The organism is Pedobacter sp., assembly GCF_046462515.1.
Lineage (GTDB): Bacteria > Bacteroidota > Bacteroidia > Sphingobacteriales > Sphingobacteriaceae > Pedobacter.
This window is the reverse complement of the sequence record NZ_JBKGVD010000008.1, coordinates 315,674-335,812: the sequence shown is the minus strand read 5'-3', so window position 1 is coordinate 335,812 and position 20,139 is coordinate 315,674. Positions and strand designations below refer to the sequence as shown.

The 20,139-nt window shown below is 37.5% G+C and carries 15 protein-coding genes and 1 pseudogene; 7 read left to right on the top strand and 9 right to left on the bottom strand.

The window, feature by feature from the left end; genetic code table 11:
- Positions 1–123: 123 nt before the first annotated feature.
- From ACLHG9_RS09515 to ACLHG9_RS09505, 3 genes and pseudogenes are all read right to left on the bottom strand, one after another.
- Positions 124–3,009, bottom strand: a complete 2,886-nt coding sequence (locus ACLHG9_RS09515; RefSeq protein ID WP_410221260.1) for a type I restriction endonuclease subunit R — start codon at positions 3,007–3,009, stop codon at positions 124–126.
- A 50-nt stretch (positions 3,010–3,059) separates the two neighbouring features.
- Positions 3,060–3,442 (bottom strand): annotated as a pseudogene (locus ACLHG9_RS09510) (GxxExxY protein).
- Between the two features lie 179 nt (positions 3,443–3,621).
- A complete protein-coding gene (locus ACLHG9_RS09505; RefSeq protein WP_410221259.1) occupies positions 3,622–4,548 on the bottom strand; it encodes a tyrosine-type recombinase/integrase in 927 nt (308 codons plus the stop codon).
- A gap of 62 nt (positions 4,549–4,610) precedes the next feature.
- Here ACLHG9_RS09505 and ACLHG9_RS09500 point away from each other — a divergent pair, with 62 nt between their 5' ends.
- Positions 4,611–5,705, top strand: a complete 1,095-nt coding sequence (locus ACLHG9_RS09500) for a restriction endonuclease subunit S (protein ID WP_410221703.1) — start codon at positions 4,611–4,613, stop codon at positions 5,703–5,705.
- Here the strand turns inward: ACLHG9_RS09500 and ACLHG9_RS09495 are convergent.
- The 4 genes from ACLHG9_RS09495 to ACLHG9_RS09480 all read right to left on the bottom strand — a co-directional run bounded on the left by ACLHG9_RS09495 (position 5,698) and on the right by ACLHG9_RS09480 (position 9,592).
- A complete protein-coding gene (locus ACLHG9_RS09495; RefSeq protein WP_410221258.1) occupies positions 5,698–6,849 on the bottom strand; it encodes a restriction endonuclease subunit S in 1,152 nt (383 codons plus the stop codon). The two genes, ACLHG9_RS09500 and ACLHG9_RS09495, sit on opposite strands and share 8 nt — an antisense overlap.
- 50 nt (positions 6,850–6,899) lie before the next feature.
- Positions 6,900–8,483, bottom strand: a complete 1,584-nt coding sequence (locus ACLHG9_RS09490; RefSeq protein WP_410221257.1) for a type I restriction-modification system subunit M — start codon at positions 8,481–8,483, stop codon at positions 6,900–6,902.
- A 124-nt stretch (positions 8,484–8,607) separates the two neighbouring features.
- Positions 8,608–8,892 (bottom strand): DUF3892 domain-containing protein, encoded by a 285-nt coding sequence (locus ACLHG9_RS09485; RefSeq protein WP_410221256.1) that lies wholly within the window; start codon positions 8,890–8,892, stop codon positions 8,608–8,610.
- A gap of 133 nt (positions 8,893–9,025) precedes the next feature.
- The gene (locus ACLHG9_RS09480; protein WP_410221255.1) at positions 9,026–9,592 is read right to left on the bottom strand and encodes a hypothetical protein; all 567 of its coding nucleotides are present in this window, start codon (positions 9,590–9,592) and stop codon (positions 9,026–9,028) included.
- Positions 9,593–10,026: 434 nt separating this feature from the next.
- On the opposite strand from ACLHG9_RS09480, the gene ACLHG9_RS09475 reads away from it, so the two are divergent.
- On the top strand, positions 10,027–10,260 hold the full coding sequence (locus ACLHG9_RS09475; protein WP_410221254.1) for a helix-turn-helix transcriptional regulator: 234 nt from the start codon (positions 10,027–10,029) through the stop codon (positions 10,258–10,260).
- Between the two features lie 667 nt (positions 10,261–10,927).
- Here the strand turns inward: ACLHG9_RS09475 and ACLHG9_RS09470 are convergent.
- Positions 10,928–11,257, bottom strand: a complete 330-nt coding sequence (locus ACLHG9_RS09470; RefSeq protein ID WP_410221253.1) for a hypothetical protein — start codon at positions 11,255–11,257, stop codon at positions 10,928–10,930.
- A gap of 132 nt (positions 11,258–11,389) precedes the next feature.
- Entirely contained in the window at positions 11,390–12,019 is a 630-nt protein-coding gene (locus tag ACLHG9_RS09465; RefSeq protein WP_410221252.1) for a DUF4159 domain-containing protein, read from the bottom strand.
- Between the two features lie 151 nt (positions 12,020–12,170).
- Here ACLHG9_RS09465 and ACLHG9_RS09460 point away from each other — a divergent pair, with 151 nt between their 5' ends.
- Genes ACLHG9_RS09460 through ACLHG9_RS09440 form a run of 5 tightly spaced genes read left to right on the top strand, consistent with a single transcriptional unit; the run spans position 12,171 to position 19,361 of the window.
- Positions 12,171–13,169, top strand: coding sequence for an AAA family ATPase (locus ACLHG9_RS09460; RefSeq protein WP_410221251.1), 999 nt, complete (start codon positions 12,171–12,173; stop codon positions 13,167–13,169).
- Complete coding sequence (locus ACLHG9_RS09455; protein ID WP_410221250.1) at positions 13,169–14,056, top strand: DUF58 domain-containing protein; 888 nt, start codon at positions 13,169–13,171, stop codon at positions 14,054–14,056. The genes ACLHG9_RS09460 and ACLHG9_RS09455 overlap by 1 nt, the downstream gene beginning before the upstream one ends.
- A 1-nt stretch (position 14,057) precedes the next feature.
- Positions 14,058–15,440 carry a BatA domain-containing protein gene (locus tag ACLHG9_RS09450; protein ID WP_410221249.1) on the top strand — a complete coding sequence of 461 codons (1,383 nt, stop codon included), beginning with the start codon at positions 14,058–14,060 and terminating at the stop codon, positions 15,438–15,440.
- Position 15,441: 1 nt separating this feature from the next.
- Positions 15,442–17,571 (top strand): DUF4175 family protein, encoded by a 2,130-nt coding sequence (locus ACLHG9_RS09445; RefSeq protein ID WP_410221248.1) that lies wholly within the window; start codon positions 15,442–15,444, stop codon positions 17,569–17,571.
- A gap of 2 nt (positions 17,572–17,573) precedes the next feature.
- A complete protein-coding gene (locus ACLHG9_RS09440; RefSeq protein ID WP_410221247.1) occupies positions 17,574–19,361 on the top strand; it encodes a hypothetical protein in 1,788 nt (595 codons plus the stop codon).
- Positions 19,362–20,139: the final 778 nt, after the last annotated feature.

Here is a 20,139-nt window from a genome sequence, read left to right as displayed (position 1 = left end):
TTACTGCGTAACTTTACGCTTTGCTACAGGTCAGCATCAGTTTTAAAGACTTATTTTAGCACTTTTAATAATTGAACTCGGGTATCTAGATTAGTTTTTATAAGCATATTTTCAATCCTAATTTTACCCCACCATACCATTAATAAAAGTCTCAACGAAATCTTTAATACGTAGCAAAATCCCATCTCTTCTTTTTTTACGTTGAAGAATACTTGGTTTCTCCCCCTCTATCAAATCTAACAAATCGTCTGTCAATGGTTCTTTTTCTGCAAAGAGGTAATCTTCTATTAACTTCTCCGTTTTTTCCTTAGAAAGTTGTTCTTCTTCAACTAATTTTTCAAATGCTTGCCTTTGTTCCCTGTTCCAAAACTTATCAAATTCATTTGTTACTTCATCAGTATCAGCAATTAATGGCAGGTTTTCTTCTATAAAGCGCTCTATTAGCTCTCGCTTGCTACGTAAGGTAGTTTCTGTAGCTAATAAATTGGCGATTTCTTGCCTAGTTTTCTCTACATCGCCTTTCTTATCGGCTTTAAGCTTAATCAATAGTTGAATGATGTAAGTAACATTGATTTCATCACGATGAATTAATTCCAGTTCAAAATCTACATCATCTAATATGGATACCTTTTCTTTGGCATGCTCTTGTTTTACTTTATCATATAAATCAAGATACTTACTTTTAAAATCTTCAAACTCCTGCTCGCTCATTTTTATATCATCCCAATTAAAATCTGCAAAAGAGGTCATGATGTTTTTAATGCGCATTACATTTCTAAATGCCCTTACAAATTCTAGCTCATCTTCTTCTGTAATCAAATCACTTACATCATTTGGAAATCTAGTGATAGCAATTAATTTTTCATAGGCTTTTTCAAACTCTTGAGTATAGTCTTCATAAGGTTGCATGATGATTACCTCAATGGCATCTTTATTACTAAATAGAGTGATAGCCTCATCAGTCCTGTTTTTCAAATTACGGAAAGCAACGATGTTTCCTTGTGATTTTTGTTCGTTTAAAATTCTGTTGGTGCGTGAATAGGCTTGGATTAAACCATGATATTTGAGGTTCTTATCGACATACAGGGTGTTTAAGGTCTTACTATCAAAGCCTGTTAAAAACATATTTACCACTAGTAAAACATCTATTTTACCATCTTTTACATTTTTAGAAATGTCATTGTAGTAATTGTAAAAACTCTCGCTGTCTTTAGTGCTGTAAGCGCTACCAAACATTTCATTGTAATCTGCAATAAACTCATCTAGTTTTTCTCTACTGTGGGCTTGTAGACCATATAACGCTCTGGGTTCTTGCACCACAGAAACTTCTTCTGGTATAAAGCCATTAGCACCAGCATCATCTTCATTATTGGCATAACTAAAAATTGTGGCTATCTTTAAATCATGCGTTCCCTCTTGTTTTCTATGTTTAAAAATTTCGTAATACTTAATCAAGGTTTTCACACTATCTACACAGAACATGGCTGTAAAGCGTTTACTTTGTGTTTTACGATCATGATGAGCAATGATATAATCTGCGATTTTGGTTAAACGGCTTGGATCTTCCATCAACTCTGCGGTATCAATATCTTCTACTTCAATATCAATAGCGGTTTCTTTACCATCTTTATGTTTGTATCTACCTACATATTCTACTGAAAATTTCAATACATTTTCATCACGAATGGCATCTGTAATTACATATTTATGCAAGCAGTCTTCAAACAAATCTTTTGTAGTACGTTTGCCAAGCTCATTTTTATTGGCATTATCGGCAAATATGGGCGTACCTGTAAAACCAAATAACTGGCTATTATTAAAGAAAGATTTAATACGCTGATGGGTATCGCCAAATTGGCTACGGTGGCATTCATCAAAAATAAACACAATGCGCTTATCCTTTAAATCTGCCATTTTACCCTCATGTCTCAATTTACTTATGGCTGTATTTAGCTTTTGTATAGTGGTTACAATTAGCTTTGAGTTTTTATGCTCTCCTTTTTTATCTACATAATTATCTGTAAACTGCTTTACCAAATTATTTGTATTGTCTGCTCCATCTATACTTCTCTCCTGAAAGCTATTGAACTCTTTTGTAGTTTGATAATCTAAATCTTTGCGATCTACTACAAATACAACTTTGTGAATTTGTGGCAGTTTCATTAAAATCTGACTGGCCTTAAATGAGGTTAAGGTTTTTCCTGAACCTGTGGTATGCCAGATATACCCGTTTTTAGTGGTATTCTTAACTCTTTCAATTAATGCTTCAACCGCATAATACTGGTAAGGGCGCAGTATCATTGGTATTTTGTTGGCTTCATTAAGCACAATGTACTTACATATCATTTTACTGATATGACAGGGTTCTAAAAAGGCATCTGTAAAACCTTCCAATAAATTGGTTATGCGTTTATTGTGTATATCTGTCCAATAGAAAGTTTGTTTGAAATCTTGATAGCGATTATTGGCAAAGTATTTTGTGTTTACGCCGTTACTTATTACAAATACCTGTACATACTGATATAAGGCGTAATTGGCATTAAATGAATGTTTTTGGTAGCGGTTAAGCTGGTTAAATGCTTCTTTCATTTCCAAACCGCGTCGTTTAAGCTCTATTTGAACCAAGGGCATACCATTAATAAGCAAGGTAACATCATAGCGGTTAACATATTTGCCTTCTTGTGTAACTTGGTTGGTTACCTGATATTCGTTTTGACACCAATGGTCGGTATTTAAAAACTCGAAATACAGGTTATCGCCATTATCTTTAACAATATGCTGTTTTTGGCGTAAGGTTTTACCTTTTTCAAATACAGTACCTTTATTTAGAATGTTAAGTACCTTTTCAAATTCTGAAGATGAGAAGCTAACCTTATTATGCTTTTCTAATTGCAACTTTAAATTGCGAATGAGTGCTTCTTCATCAGCTATAGTAACATAATCATATCCTAGCTTTTGCAGGCTAGTGATTAATTGTTCTTCTAATATTTGTTCTGATTGCTTAGACATTTATTGTCGGAATTAGGATTTGTATAATTAGAGTGTGTTAATTGTCTGGATTAGGATTTATAGGATGAAATGATGTTAGGATTTTTTGTTATAATTTTGTTCATCGGATGGTTGAGGTTATAAACTCTTTTAAACTCCAGACTTCTTGAACCAAAATTAATGAGTAGCCCAATTGATAGTTGATAAGCCTGACAATAATTCATTACTTGCGCTAAATGCGCTTCATCTAGTTTAATTAGTGCTTTTAATTCGACCATAATTAAGTTCCTACAAAGAAATCAACTCGTCTAGTTCCTATATCAATATCCTCATAAAGTATAGTCATTTCCATTTCTCGTTGAAAGCCTAATCCTTGCTTTTCAAACTCAACTGCTAATGCTCGTTGATAGATTACTTCTTGGAAACCATTGCCCAATATTCTATGTACTTTCATTGCACATCCAATAATGCGGTGTGTTAGTTCTTCATATTCCATATTTGGCAAATGAGAGTATTGTTAATTTAAGCGAATATAACATTTAACCGATAAGAATTACACAAAACCACAAATGAGCATAAAGAATTGCAGGGCATTAACTTATAAGCTTACCTATCCTAATCCAGACAAATGGTTTACCTCAACCCTTTAAACATTTGGTCTATCGTTTTTCTCTTTTGCTCTAAATTGGGGTGTACATACAGGTTTAAAGTAGTGGTGATGTTAGAATGCCCTAACAGTACACTAACGGTTTTATAATCGCATTTACTTTCTATACATCTGGTAGCAAAGCTGTGGCGTAGGCCGTGAAATTTAAGATCGGGCATGTTTAAGTTCTTCATTAAGTTTTTATAATAGCTTCTGTATGTACGTGGTTCGGTAGGTTTTGCATCATTAGTGAGTACGAAGAAGGAAGGGTTTACAATTTTTTTAACTGGTTTAAGCATTTTTAATAATTCTCTGTTCATGGGTATTTCTCTAATTGAGTTTTTGGTTTTTGGTGTATCTAATATCAGTTCTGTTTTACGCAGGTGTTCTTCTACTACGTAAATACGTTGTATGGTTTTACTTACCTTAATAATTGCATTATCTGTATCTATATCTTCCCAAGTTAATGCACAAATTTCGCCTATGCGCATGCCTGAGCTTAAGCAGATATATACACCCAAATTTCTGAAGGTAAAATGCTCTTGTATGTAATCCATCATCTTTTTCTGGTTGCTTCTGCTCAATACTTCCAAGTTTTGTTTTTCTCTTTCTGTTGGAAATTGAATATCAAATGGTAAATGGTTTAGCCACTTGTTTTTAGCTCCAAACTTGAGCAACATTTTTAAGACTATTAAAATATCTTTAATGGTTTTTTGACTCAGACCTTGTTCTAGTTTTTGAAAAACAAAGGTTTGTACCTGGGCTTCTTCAATCATTTTTTGTTCTCCGAAGGTGGGTAATAAATGGTTTTCGATGAGTAGCATGTAAGCTGATAGGCTTGATTTTTTAACGTATTGTTTCTTGTCGGCTTTCCATAAGGTTACTACTTCTGCTAATGTTTTTTGTTTGTTCATTTAATGTTGATTTAAGATTTTATAAATCGCAAAGAAAAGTAATCTAGGATTAGGGATGCTTAATTACTAAGGTTCCTAATACACTATTAATCCCCAAACTACGATTTCCTGAGTTTGAAGGAGGCTGGAAAAAAAATGAAATAGGAAGAATATTAACTATAGGAAGTGGCAAAGACTATAAACATTTATTGTCTGGCGACATACCTGTTTTTGGAACTGGAGGACAAATGTCAAGGGTTAATAAATTTTTATATGATGGCGAAAGTGTTTTTATTGGCAGAAAGGGCACAATAAACAAACCCGGATATTTTAAAGGAAAATTTTGGACAGTTGACACGCTATTTTATACGCATTCATTCCAAAATGTCTTGCCTAAATTTGTACTTTATTTATTTGAAAATATAAATTGGTTAAATTATAACGAAGCATCTGGTGTACCTAGTTTATCTAAAAGTACAATTGAAAAAATTGGAATTAATATTCCAACGATTACTGAGCAAGTAAAAATTTGCAAAACTTTATCCCTTATTGATACTCGCATCCAGACCCAAAGCAAAATAATTCAACAATTAGAAACCTTAATGCAAAATTTAAGAGAAAGGTTGTTTGTTCAACAAGTTAGGTTTAAAAATAATAATAGAAACCTTTACTCAAAATGGGAAGAAAGAAAATTAAAAGATATAGCAATCAAAAAATCTTCTAATATTTCTGCAAATAAAATTGAAGAGAATTTTGGTGATTATGTTATATATGGTGCCTCTGGTATATTAAAGAAAATAGATTTTTATGAAGAAGAAAATGATTACATCGGTATTGTAAAAGATGGTGCTGGGGTTGGCAGATTATTCTATTGTAATGGTAAAAGTTCAGTTTTAGGAACCATGGATATTATTGAACCTACAACTGGAATAAACGCATACTTTCTTTTTTATTTACTTTCATGCATTGATTTTTCAAAATATGTATCTGGAAGCACTATTCCACATATATATTTTAAAGATTACAAAAACGAGAAATGTAGCATACCCTCTTTAGAAGAGCAAAATCGTATTGCTAGTTTTCTTTTATCAATTAGTAATAAAATCGAGATAGAAAAACAGCAACTTTTAAATTATGAAAAACAGAAAAAATACCTTTTACAAAATCTATTTATATAAAAAGATTTGATAATAAGAATTGCTTTTGTTTATTAAGGCTCGCAAGATATTTTAGTTCTGTATTGATTTTTTCATCAATTCTTGATAAGAAATTAGCGATTTTGTCTTGCTCTACTACAATGGGCAAGTCTATTTTGATTTTAAGTAATGTAACCTCGTGTATGCGCTTGCTTCCCGAGCCTGTTGCTAAATTCTCTAGGCTTTTGTAAAAAGACTCTCTACCTAAGTAGTACAGCAGATATGAAGCATTTATTTTTGAATGATTAATATCCAATGAAGGAACATCACTAGAAGATAAAAAACCATCAAATTCATCAGAAATAATAGCAAAGGCTCCATTAAATAGGTTTTGCTTTCCATAGATAAATTGCCCTTTTTTTCTAACGAAATAATGTGTTGAACCTAATGATAAAGTATCTGTAACTTCATTTTTCAAAGCACCTTTCAAATGAAGTTTTACGGTTAGCAATTTTTTATTGTCAATATCTTTAGCTTTCGTTTTTTCAGGTATGGACATTACTTCGCTTAATTCTGTTGTTACCCATTCAGGGAAATTATTCCCGTTTTCGTCTGAAAACTTTGCTTGACGAGAAAATATCTTTTTACTAAGGGCACTCTTTAATAATTTTAACTCCTCAATTATTTTGCTTTGGGTGCTTATTCTTTCTTCGATTATAGATAAAAAATCTGAAATCTTTTTCTGCTCATTAACTTCTGGAAAATAACCTTTCTTTATATGAACATCATTTCTGTTTAAAGTTGGAACACCAGAGCCTGTTCCTAATTTTTCTAGCTGAAATTGCGAATAATAATGAAAAATAAATTTGGGATAGTTGCCATTAAAATCACTTACCCATAGAGAAGTATTATGGGGCCAATAATCTTCTTCAACATAAGTCACTTTTCCAATAGTACCTGAACGACCAGTTACAACTCCTGGTCCTTTAACTTTATATTCACTGTGAAATTTTAGAATGCCATTAGAAAAAACAACTGGAAATTTCCCAATTTCAATTCTATCAACAGGTAAATCAAAACCTCTTTGTAAGGGTGCGACTTCCCCCAACTTTTTCATTTCCCATTCATCAGTAAACTCAGGAAATCTCAAATTAGGAACATTACCCATTTCTTTGTTTTCAGCCATTTTCTCGATTATTTAATTGTAACTACTATAAACATTAAGGATTTATTAGGCTAAAAAACTAGCCCTAGTTCTTTGAAATAACCTTCAATCTCCTCATCGAGTTTGGCTCTTTTGGCTTCTAGCTCCTTTATCTCGCGCATTACCTCTTGTATATCAATTTCTTCTTCTTCCTCGAAAGTATCTACATAACGAGGGATATTTAAGTTATAATCATTGTCGGCAACTTCTTGTAAGGTGGCCCGGTAACTGTATTTTTCAATTACCGTTCTGTTACGATAGGTTTCTACAATTTGATCTATGTGTTCTTCACGTAAGATATTTTGGGTTTTTACTTTTTCAAATCCTCTGCTGGCATCAATAAATAAAATATCTTCGGGGTTTTCCTTACATTTTTTAAATACCAAAATACAGGTTGGTATGCTGGTACCGTAGAATATATTGGCAGGTAAACCAATTACAGCATCTAAATAATTTTTCTGTTCTATTAGGTATTTACGAATATGTAATTCTGCTGCCCCTCTAAACAATATGCCATGCGGCAATACAATAGCCATGGTGCCATTTTCAGCTAAATGGTACACCATGTGTTGCACAAAAGCAAAATCTGCTTTGCTGGCCGGTGCCAGCTTACCATACTGACTAAAGCGGTCATCGCTTAAATGCAAAGGGTTAGCACCCCATTGTGCAGAAAATGGTGGGTTAGCTACAATAGCTTCGAACGTTTGTCCCATGTGTTGAGGGCGCTCTAAAGTATCTTCTTGTTTAATATCAAATTTACGGTAATGGATACCGTGCAAAATCATGTTCATACGAGCCAAGTTGTAGGTAGTACGGTTCATTTCCTGTCCGTAAAAGTCGCCTACATCCTTAACTTCCCTGGCTACACGCAACAATAAAGAACCAGAGCCACAAGTTGGATCATACACTGATTTTAGCTTATGTTTACCAGTAGTAACCAGTTTTGCCAATATTTTAGAAACTTCTTGCGGTGTGTAAAATTCGCCCGCTTTTTTTCCTGCTCCACTTGCAAATTGGCCAATTAGGTATTCGTAAGCATCGCCTAAAACATCTAACTCTGTATTTTTAAGCTTAAAATCTATCTTATCTAAATGTCCTAAAACTTTAGCAATAATCTCATTCCTAGCTTCTGGCGTTTTACCTAGCTTAGTGCTATTTAAATCCATATCTTCAAAAAGATTATCAAAATCTTCTTCACTCTCTGTACCCATGGTACTTAGTTGGATATTGGTCAATATTTTTTGTAAATCGCCCAGAATGAAGTTGGTACTGTTTTGGTCACTCACTTCTTTATCATCTCCGCTATTACCTCTCAGTGCTACTGCCGAAAATAATTCTTCTGGTTTTAAAAAGTAACCTAACTTTTCCAGGGACGCTTCTTTAACAGCTTCAAGAATTTCCTCATTCTTTGCTTTACCGCTTTTTATACTGCTAAATGTAATTTTATCTTGAGCTAGAATATCATTAGCAAACATTTCCATTTTCTCACTCAGGTACTTATAGAAAATAAAGCCTAAGATATAATCACGAAACTCATCTGCATTCATCTTACCACGTAGTGTGTTGGCAATATTCCAAAGCTGTTGTTCTAGCTGTCGTTTTTGATCTTCTGACATGTTTTTTGGTTTGAGAGTTAGTGGAGTGTAAAACTATTAAAAGTTTTTATTCCTCAATGTAATGAATTTGAGATTTACCTTTAAAAGGTATTTTTTGAATTTTCATCCAAAAAATACCCACTCACTAGCATTCTCTCAAAGAAAGTAAATTGTTAACAGTTGTGTTATCTGCTTCAGTTTTGACATATTTAGTCCCCTTAGTTGTTTCTGCGGTAATCACTTTCACTTTATTACCGAAACGTTCCACATACACATAATTACCCTTTTTTATAAAATCGTAAATTTCTAACCGTGTACTTTTCCCCGTATTACCATTAACATCATTTGTCCAACCTAAATGTGTAATAGCCAAGTTCGGATTTTCATGGTTACCATTGTCTTTGTTAATACATGTAATTTTAATTGCCATAGTTTTATTTTTTTTAGTTAAACATCCCCAAACTTCTCTAACATCAATTATAATTCTATACGGTTTACCGTAAACCAAAAAGCAGCAACCCTGAGGCTACTGCTTTTTTAAAAACACACCATATCATAAACTTTTACTCCATTAGCTGTTCTTGGGTGTACACGTTTTGTGGGGTGTCTGTCATCTGTACCACCATGCGGGTGCCTGCTACGGGTGCGTGGGCTGTTGTAGCGGTGTACACCCAGTCGAGCTTGAGCGAGCTCTGCACGGCCATACCCTCTTCTATGAGTTCATCGTTGGTGCCGTACAGGCTCACTTTTACGCTTACTACGGCCATGATGTCGGTAATGCGACAGGTGATGGTATCACCAATGGCACCGGTGTATTTGCTCCAGTCGACCAGATGCAGTACAGGCGGGGTAAGAAAGTCTTTAAAGGCCACATTGTAGGCTGTTTGGTTGCCTTTTGCTTTTGCCAGGTAGGCTTCTTTGGTTACCGGATCATTGATGGCATCCATTGCATAGGCGCTGGCCTCGGCGAACAGAAATCTCTGTCTCATCTGTTCCTGGGTGGGTAGCTTGTTTGTTGGCTTGGGCCTAACGGCCATTACGGTTAGTGCGCCCTTTTGGCGGAATACCATGGTGCGGCCAAATCTGCCGCTGGCCCCTTCTACTACGGGGTTGTTCTTGTTTACTGCCATGATTTGAAAACATTAAATTAAATAATCGGTTATTTATCGAGACCTAATCTCTGCAACTTAAAAATGGCAAACAAGCCGCCGGGGCATATTGGTTACTGAGTGTAACAGTTGGGAAGGCGAATAAAATTTAATACACTTATTATCAATTAATTAATTCTTAAAAATCGGACAATTGGGTACTTTTATTGTGTGGTTGTTGTGTGTTTCTTGTGTATTTGTTGTGCTGGGGTTGTACTGAGGTTGTACTGGGGTTGTGTGGTTTTGTTTTTCGCGGTTCGTTGCTCTTTTTTAGGCTTTGGTATTTCAGAATATTAGGGCTATCTTCAAGTAAATTAACAGGATACCCCCTATTCCTACTATTTATTCATTATTACTTAATAAGCCATGAAAAAAAGAAAAGGGAATTATCTTCTCTCGTATGAGAATTTTTGCTCTTGCAGCGTATTGTAAATCAATATACGGAAATTTCTGGGTACATCAGAAAGAAATTATTGCAAAAGGAGCTCTTAAGCACGCAACAGGTTTCTGAAAAGTATTGCATCAGCAGGCAAACGATCTACCGCAATTTAAAGGCTGGTATTTTGTTACCTGTTGTAAAGCACCGCAGTTATTATTTTGATGCTGATGAGGCCAGGGCTTTCTTTTTAAAGTACAGGGGCGTTGGTTAGTTGTTGAGCTGGTTAATTGATTAATTGTTGAATGGGTTAATGGGTTGACCAGATAGGGCATATTGTTTAATTGTTGCCAACCGTATCAGTGAAGGTCGGTATTACGCTAAACGAAGATGTTTTACGGCTATTGCAAAGATATAGCTTAGCAGCTTTAAATAAATGCATCATACTTAACTTGTTTTATTGCGTAGTAATTCTGCATTTTATAAAAACATGCTCCCTTCTCTGGAGCCCTTGCCTTTCTGGCATAAATTAAATTTACATTTCGACAGGCTCAATGTGACGGTAAATTTTCAAAATATGTGCATTAGTTTTACCTATACTGCTTCGGAATACAATAAAGTGATTGGGTTAAAATGAGTTAAAGAGATAGACCCTGAAACGAGTTCAGGGTGACGGTAAAGGGAGGGTGATGTTAAGGGGACGTCATGCTGAATTAAATTCAGCATCTAGGTCGAGGAAATCTGACTACGATTAGCTACAAGATCATTAAGAAAATTAACTAAGTCTTGTAAAACAAGTTCAATGTCTGTTCTCTTTTTATTCGGGAATAAAATAATGAAGGGCTTTGTATGCGATCAAAAACAAGCCCCCGATTTATTCGAGGGCTATGATTAAGAGGATGACATAAGGTGTTAAACCTAAATCATTTTTATACTTTTTTTTAATACCAGCAATAGCCATGATAAGTATATACACTTCCACCGGGAGTAAGCTGTATAGAAGCATCAATATAATGGTTAAAATTATGCGATCCAGACCAGCTATAAGCTTGCCCACCGGTATGATTGCCTGAACTATCTGTTAAATATAATGCGGTGATGTTTCCACTGCTGTCGCCCCAAGCTTCAAGAGTTTGTCCGCCTACTCTAAAACCACCAATAAGAACGTCTGAGGTGGCTACTTTTATAGATTGCGGTTTTGAAACTGATTGGGCAGTAAAAGTCGAAAATGAAAGGATCAATCCGACAAAAAATAAGAACTTAGTTTTCATAACATTTAAAATTTAGATTTAAGTAATTAATTAACAATTACTTATAAATATATTGATTTAAATATTCTTTTACAATTTCATTTTTAGCAATGAGTATGACAAGAAAACATAAGCTCTAATTTATGAATGAGATTAGCCATTTACCCCCATGGCGTACATGATAATATTGATGGCAAATTTGGTATTGTCTTCTGCCAGGAAGCGTTTGTTACGGAAATCGTAATCCCACTCGCAGCCATAGTCTTTGTTGCTGTATAGTACTCCTATTCTATTGTTTATGGTAATGGCTTTGAGGTAATCGTGCACCAGATCATCGCCCCAGCCGTTGAGTTCAAAAGAGGTGGATGGCGGTCCTTTTTCGAATTTAAAAAAGGCATTGTAAATGGGGTGATTGTTCGGTATTTTTTTGAGTGCGCTGGCTCCAAATAGATTGTTCATCTGCGTTTCAAATGAACGGGCAAACAAGCCGTCTATATCGTGGTTGCAATCGTCAACAAAAACAAAACCGCCGTTGTTTACGTAGCTTTTAAAGTTAGCCGCTTCTTGTTGGTTAAACTGCACGAGCTTATGTCCGCTCAAATAACAGAAGGGGTATTTAAAGATATCGGCACTACTCAGTTCTATGATTTTTTCTTCTGGCTCAAACGGAATGGTGGTGTATTCTAAAAGCGAATTGAGCACATTGGCGGGCATACGCTGATCGGTATCCCAGTCTCCTGAAATGTATTTTATCCTGGCAAATGTGAACTTGGCGCTTTGCATCGACCTAAATTAATTCCATTTTGTATAAAAACCATTTTTTAATGGGTTTATGTTGTAATTTTTTTGATATTCTTTAAAAGTTCTTGATTTTTCATTTTCAGATGCGCTATATTGAAATATCATTTCCTGTTCACTAAAAAGATTTCAGCACTTGGAAACTTCAGCAAGCAATTTAAACCACCTGATTGAAAAGGTCTCTTCATTAAAGAGCGAAATACAAAAAGTTATTGTTGGGCAAGATTCTATTATAGAAGAAATGCTCATTGCCTTAATGGCCGGCGGGCATTGTTTGCTTGAGGGTGTACCGGGTCTTGCCAAAACCTTAATGGTAAGGACCATGTCGCAAGCGCTTGACCTTTCGTTTAGGCGGATACAGTTTACGCCAGACCTTATGCCTACTGATATTATAGGCACAGAGATCTTAGAGGAGGACCACAGTTCTGGCAAACGTTTTTTTAAATTTAACAAGGGTCCTTTGTTCGCCAATATTATCCTGGCTGATGAGGTAAACCGTACACCTCCTAAAACGCAATCGGCTTTGTTAGAGGCCATGCAGGAGTTTGAGGTTACTTACGCCGGACAAACTTATCCTTTAGACCGGCCGTTTTTTATCTTAGCTACGCAAAACCCTATTGAGCAGGCCGGCACCTATCCTTTGCCTGAGGCACAGTTAGACCGTTTTTTGCTGTACATTAAAATAGGTTATCCTACGGCTGCTGAAGAAGCCAAAATCTTGAGCAGTACCACAGGTGCAAAGCAGGCAAAAGTAAATGCGGTAATCGGTGCAGATGAGATCAAACAACTGCAAAAACTTACCCGAGAGGTGAGCATAAGCGATGATCTGATCGGTTATACCAGTGAGCTTATCCGTGCTACAAGACCTGATACTTCTACCGTTGCTTTTGTAAAGGAATGGGTGCGCTGGGGCGCTGGCCCCCGTGCCGGACAGGCACTGATCCTGACCGCCAAAGCCAGAGCACTTTTTAAAGGCCGTTACGCGGTAACCTTAGAAGATCTGCAGGCCATGGCCTACCCGGTATTGCGCCACCGTATTTTGATGAATTTTAAGGCCGATGCCGAAAATGTTACGGCAGATGACACCACCAGTGCCTTACTTAAAGCTATAACCAGACCTCAAAACAGTATTTAATGAGCAGGCTCCTTGACCCTAAAACACTGATGGCCATTAAACAGCTATCGCTATCGGCCAAGACCACGATAGATGGCTTTATGAACGGTATCAACAAAAGTACGATCAAGGGTGCGGGCATGGAGTTTAGTCAATACAGGAGCTATCAGCCCGGCGATGACCTAAGGTCTTTGGACTGGAAAATGTTTGCGCGTTCTGATCGTTATTACATCAGGGAATCGGAAATTGAAACCAGTATCTCGGTACGTTTGCTGATCGATGCCAGCGCTTCTATGAACCATCACGACGGTGATTTTACCAAGATGGAATACGCCCGGTATTTAGCGGCTTCGTTGGCTTATCTGGCCAATTTACAGGGCGATGCCATTGGCCTATATGTTTTTAAGCATCGACATATTTTCTCTATGGCGGCAAGGCAAGATTTTCAGCATTTATCGCGCTTATTTTACCAACTTGAGCGCATTGAACCCCAAGGTGGGTTTACAGAGCCTATACATTACAATGAGATTTTTGCAGGGGGGCATCAAAGAGAGCTGCTGATCTTTATTACCGATTTTTACCAGAAAGACCATGAAATCATCAAGTTGCTCGATACTTTTTCGTCGCTTAGGCATGAGATCATTGTTTTTCATGTACTGGCTAAAAATGAACTGGAGCTTGATTTTAAGGGTTATTCTACTTTTGAAGATCTGGAAACGGGCGAAACGGTACAGATTGATCAGGCTAAGGCCAGAACTGAATACCAGCAGCGTATGGCGGCTCATTTAAAGCAGATCAGAACGGAGATGTTAGACCGAAGGATCTATTACCGTACGGTAACTACCGATGAACCGCTTGATCAGGCATTGAGAGATTTTTTAAACCAACGTAATAAATTAAAGAATTAAGGTGCAGTTTTTATATCCCATAGGTTTTTTAGCACTTGCAAGCTTGGTTATTCCTTTACTGATCCACCTTTGGCAGGTAAAGCAGGGAAAAACTTTAAAGATTGGGAGTATTGCTCTATTGGGCGAAAGTGCGGCTTCAAATTCACGAAGTTTACGGATTCATAACTGGTTGCTGTTTTTTTTACGATGCCTGCTACTGATCTTGCTCGCATTTATTTTGGCTAAACCTTACCTCAAGGCTAAGCCGCTCTCTACACAGAGTGGATGGATCTTAGTTAACCAACAAGAATTTGGCAGTATTTATTTAAAACAACAGAAAACCATTGATTCATTATTGAGCAAGGGTTACCAGATCCGCAATTTTAGTTATGGCTTTAAGCCGCTGCATTTAAAAGATACAGCAAATAAATACAGTGATACACTTAGCCTAAGTGCGGTTTCTTTGCTTAAACAGGCTAATCATTTGCTGCCCAACCGCTATCCGGTATGGATATTTACGACAAAAAATACGCTGGTGCCCGATGATGAACTTCCGGAGCTTCATCTTCAGTTGCACTGGAAAACAAGCCCGTTAAACGATTCTATTTCCAGTTACCGTGTTTCTTTTTTAGACCGTAATTATGAAGCTAAGCTCAATCCTTATGCGGTAAGTTACACTCAGGTAAACAGCCCCAGACCCGCAGCATTGCACGTAATGATCTATCCTACAACGGGCGAAGATACCAAATATGTAAAAGCAGCTTTAGCTGCTATTGGCGATTACACAGGCCAGCAATTTGTTTTTCATTCTCCTTCGCAAAATGTTAACCAACTTGATGCGCTGTTCTGGTTATCAGACCAAAGCCTAAATAACGCATTACCCAAGTTGCTGAAAAAAAATGGTATTCTGTTTAAATATGCCAAAGGTAAAACTCTTAATGATCTTAGCTTTATGGTATTTAACCAACAGAGTTATGGTGAAATGCCACTGATCAAGACTTTTAAATCCATAGAACAAGATACCACAGCTCAAAGTGAGGTTTTATGGAAAGATGGCTTTGGTAAAACCCTACTCAGCCTAAAACATGAGGGGCTTTATGTTTATACTTTATACAGCAGATTAAATCCTAAATGGACAGATCTGGTGTGGCAGGCTGCTTTTGTGAAAGCTATTTTCCCCATCGTTTATGGTAAACAAGCCCAACAGTTTGGTTTTGAACCTACAGCTTATGGTTATTTGGCAGCAAATGAACCGATGAGCTCTTTTAACGATACCAAAGAAAATAAGGCCATTTTATCGCCACCGCAAGCTATGGACCGGGTTTTATGGGGATTGGCCCTGATTATTTTAGTGGTGGAAAGGTTTTTAACATTTAAACGTAAATCTGGTTTGAAACCGGCATAAAATGATGGAAGGTAAAGCATATATAAGGCAGCTGAAAAACCGAAAAAGAGGTATTGAACTTTTTCGGGTGCTGGCATTGAGCCTGGGCCTTGCCTTACTGTTTGGCAGTTTATACCATCATTTTTATGATCAGGGACATTACCGGGCCTATTACCTGGTTTTTGTTTGTGCTGTTGTTATTTTCCTGGCTTTTCAACGCATCTGGAAAATAGACGAAAAATATATTAGCCGTTATCTGGATAGCCAGTTTCCGCAGTTGGAAGATAGCAGTTCTCTGCTGTTGAAGGATGCGCAGGAACTGGGTTTGCTTGAAGGTTTGCAAGTGCAAAAAATAACGCAATACCTTCCCCTAAAAACTGTTTTTAAGGATACAACTACCAAAATAGGGATTGCATTTGCAGGTCTGGCTATAGGAATAGCCACATTTTTTGGGATAGATTATCTCCCTAGCTTAAGCTCTTCGGCTTTAAGCGATCAGCAAGGACCTGCTAAGGGTAGGGCTACAGAAAAGGTCCCGCCGCAGGTTAGCACCTATCGCATCAGCATTGTGCCGCCAGCTTATACGGGTAATGCTACGCGAGAGCAGGAACAATTTGCACTAAAGGCCGAAACAGGAGCTAAAATAACCTGGAACATCCGTACCAATAAAGCTATAGGCATGTTTTACATTATCTTTAACGGGCAAGAAAAATTTAAGCTAAACGCGAGTGAGGGCAATGCTACGGTATGGTCTTTTTCAAGGAAATTAGAAAAACAGGGTTTTTACCAGTTAGAATTAGACGGGGTTAAATCTGATCTTTATCAAATTGATGTTATTCCTGATTTTCCGGTAAATATTAGGATACAACAACCTAAACCACAAACAACCATTGATATTGGCGTGCCCCAACAAATTGAACTGAAAGCCTTATTAACGGATGATTACGGTATTACCAATGCTTTTATTTCGGCTACGATGGCCAGTGGTAAAGGCGAAAGCGTAAGTTTTACAGAAAAGAAGCTAAGTTTTAATGAAGCATTTAAAGGCAAAAAATCTGCCCAACTGCAAAAGCATATTGATTTGAAAAGCTTAGGGATGAAACCTGGGGATGAGCTGTATTTCTTTATCCAGGCCAAAGATAACAAAGGCCAGCAAAGCCGTTCTGATGTTTATACGGTTTCAATTGTAGATACCGCCGAATTGATGAGCATGGCGGGAATGACTTCTGGTGTGAACCTGGTTCCCGAATATTTCAGGAGCCAGCGCCAGATTATTTTAGATACCGAAAAATTACTGGCAGAAAAGGCTTCTATTTCTGTAGATGAATTTAAAAAACGCAGCAATACCCTGGGCATTGACCAAAAGTTATTGCGCTTAAAATATGGTCAGTTTTTAGGCGAAGAAAATGAAACCGAAATTGGTGGCAGTGATCATGATGACCATGATGGTCACGACCATGGTGATCAGAAGGAACAACCTGAAAAATTTGGAGATGTACAAGCCCTGATGGACAAATACGCCCATAAGCACGATATTGCAGAAGATGCTACCTTTTTTGAACCCGAGATCAAAGCACAACTTAAAGCCGTGCTGAATGAAATGTGGACCGCCGAACTTAAACTGCGCACTTATGTGCCACAAGATGCGCTTCCTTTTGAATATAAAGCACTGCGGCTGCTTAAAGACCTGCAACAAAAATCGAGGGTTTACGTAGCCAAAACCACAATCAAAACCGCGCCGCTTAAACCTGAAAAGCGTTTAACAGGCGAACTGAACCAAATAACAGAAGCACAGCAAAATCTTCATTATGAGCTGAAAGACCATACCCAAGAGGAGCTGAAGTTATTGTTGGCTCTATTAGACCTGCACAAAAATGGCCAGGCATTTTCTGCTGATGAAAAAGCACTCTTGCAAAGCGGAGAAAAACAGATCATGATCGCTACAGCCAGTCACCCTGCTACTTATTTGCCTGCGCTAAAAAGTTTAAGAAGGTTAAGTGTACAGAAAATACCTGCAGGCAGTGACCTCAATAGTGTATCAAAAGCCATCTATCAAATTCTAGGCACGGGTAATACATTGCCACAGGCCTCAACAAAGGGATCAGACCAAAAATTGGCTGAACAGTATTTTAATCATCTTAAAGGCTATTGATCATGGGTTTTGGTTTATTCGTTATCATTATTTGCACCGTACTTATTTCTTTTCTCGTTTACCGGGAAATTAAACGAAATGAACGCCATTGGTTAAGTTTCCGCATCGCTGCCAGTATGGTAATGGTAGCTTGTTTTGCTTTTCTTGTTCTTCCGCTTTCATTTGAAACGCGTATCCAATCCCCAAAAAATAAGCTTACGCTCGTTACCGCAGGATTTAACGCCGATCGCTTGGCTCAAATAAAAGGCTTAAAATATTATACCGACCCCCTACTAACGGATCAGCTCAAACAGCAGGCGCATTTTATACCTGATCTTGCTTATTACCTCGCCGAACACCCGGAAATACAAAGCCTTGAAGTGTATGGCTATGGGCTCTCGGCCGATGAACGTAAAAAACTAACCCATCATCAAATCGTATTCCACCCGGCAGCAAAGCCCCAGGGTATCATTGCCTGCAACTGGACCGAAAAACTGAACGAAGAGGAAACCTTTACCGTACAGGGTATTTACCACAACACTTTGCCCAAAACTGTTCAGCTTAAATTAAAGGGTTTTGGAACCGTACTCGATTCTGTAAGTCTTCCGGCCCAAAAGCAAAGCAATTTTAGCTTAAAGCACCAGATCAGGCAAAGAGGCAAGGTTTTATTGGAACTCATTGCCTTAAATGGAAAAGATACGCTTGCGAAAGAGACCATACCGGTACAAACGCTTGCCAAGGTGCCGCTCAATTTTTTAATGCTCACTTCTTTTCCAAGTTTTGAGTACAATTTCCTCAAGAAATGGCTGTATGAAAATCAGTATCCCTTGGTGGTAAGAAGCCAGATCAGCAAAAACAAATACAGCGTTGATTTCCTGAACCGGGACCGCATAAAAATAAATGAGATCCAAACTGGTTTGCTGGAAAAACAAGATGTGCTGATCATGGATCAACAGGAATTAGAAAATACTGCTCTTGCAGAGAAAAGAGCGATTGAACAGGCCGTTAGCAAAGGTTTAGGGCTGATCATTCTGGCTGATCAACCGGGAAGCAATTCTCCTTTAATAAACCGTTTTAATTTAACGAAGTTGCAAACTCAAGCAAAGCTTAGCAACTTATCTGTGCCTAATCGTGAAATGGCTTTAGCTCCTCTCCCTTCTGCCCAGCAAGTTTATATCAATGCTTCGGATCGTCAACAAGCTCTGATCTTGGATCATGCAGAACATATTGTAGCTGCCCAAGAATTATATGGCAGTGGCAAGCTCATCAGCACTACGCTGCAAAACAGTTACCAATGGCAGCTTTCGGGGCAACAGAAAGATTATGGCCGTTATTGGTCTGAACTGATCAATGCCGCAGCGCGCAAACGCAAACCGGATGTTACCTTACAACTTGATCATGCTGTTCCTGTAGTTCAGCATAAACTGCTGTTTCAAATAGAAACTTCTGACTCTAATGCTCCTAACTTACAGTATAACAGAAAGCGTTTAGGGGTTAAACAGAACCTTTTATTTCCCAATAGTTGGGAAGCGCAATCCTGGCCCTTGAACCAGGGCTGGCAAGATATTCGTGTTAACCAACGTCATTTCAGCTTCTTTGTGTATGGCAAGGCTGATTGGAAGGCGCTGCGCCAATATGAATTGTTGGCGCAAAACCTCAATTTTGTGCATCAACATCAAGTTGGAGCAGCCAATGCTCAGGCAACAATGACCGTTTACAGGCATGAGGTTTCTAAATGGTGGTTCTTGGTGGGTTTTGTTTTTGCAATTGGTTTTTTATGGGTTGAGGATAGGGTTTTTAATAGAGTGTAATTGGATAATTGGTTAATTGTTAAACTGCTAATTTATTATAATAGTCGTCATGCTGAACTTGTTTCTGCATCTTACCCGATGAAACATAGATCCTGAAATGAATTCAGGGTGACGTAAAAGTTAGGGTAATAGAAATTTGTGATACCTTGCTTAATGTCTCTTCGTTCAACTTTTTTTCGGCCTTTTATTTTTCGGTTAGCACCAATTGGCCTGTTCACTTACTTAAAAAGAAAAATAAGCAGCCGAGAGTTTTTGTTACTTTTTGCGGTCAAAAAGTAAGAGCCTAGCCGGATGAACCCTAACTACGATTAGCCACAAGACCAGAATTACATTTCGACAGGCTCAATGTGACAAGACCTTAAATAAATGTGTTATGCTGCACACAACACGTCATGCTGAACTCGTTTCAGCATCTTTTTTAAATAGTAATAATTTCTATGACGTAAAGTAGACCCTGAAACTAGTTCAGGGTGACGGTAGTGTTAAGGGGGTGGCACTGGACAAATAAGTAGTCGTCATGCTGAACTCGTTCCAGTATCTTTTTTAAATAGTAATAATTTCTATGACGTAAAGTAGACCCTGAAACCAGTTCAGGGTGACGGTAGTGTTAAGGGAGTGACGGCGATATGTTAGCGTCGTACTGAACTGGTTTCTGCATCTTATAAGAATAAGTTATTATATTTTTCCGCCTCTTGGCCGGCGGAGCCTAGTTCTTTTTAATGTCAAAAAGGACCAAAAACCACCGACTGCGCCTGCTGCTACAAAGTATCTGCTTAGG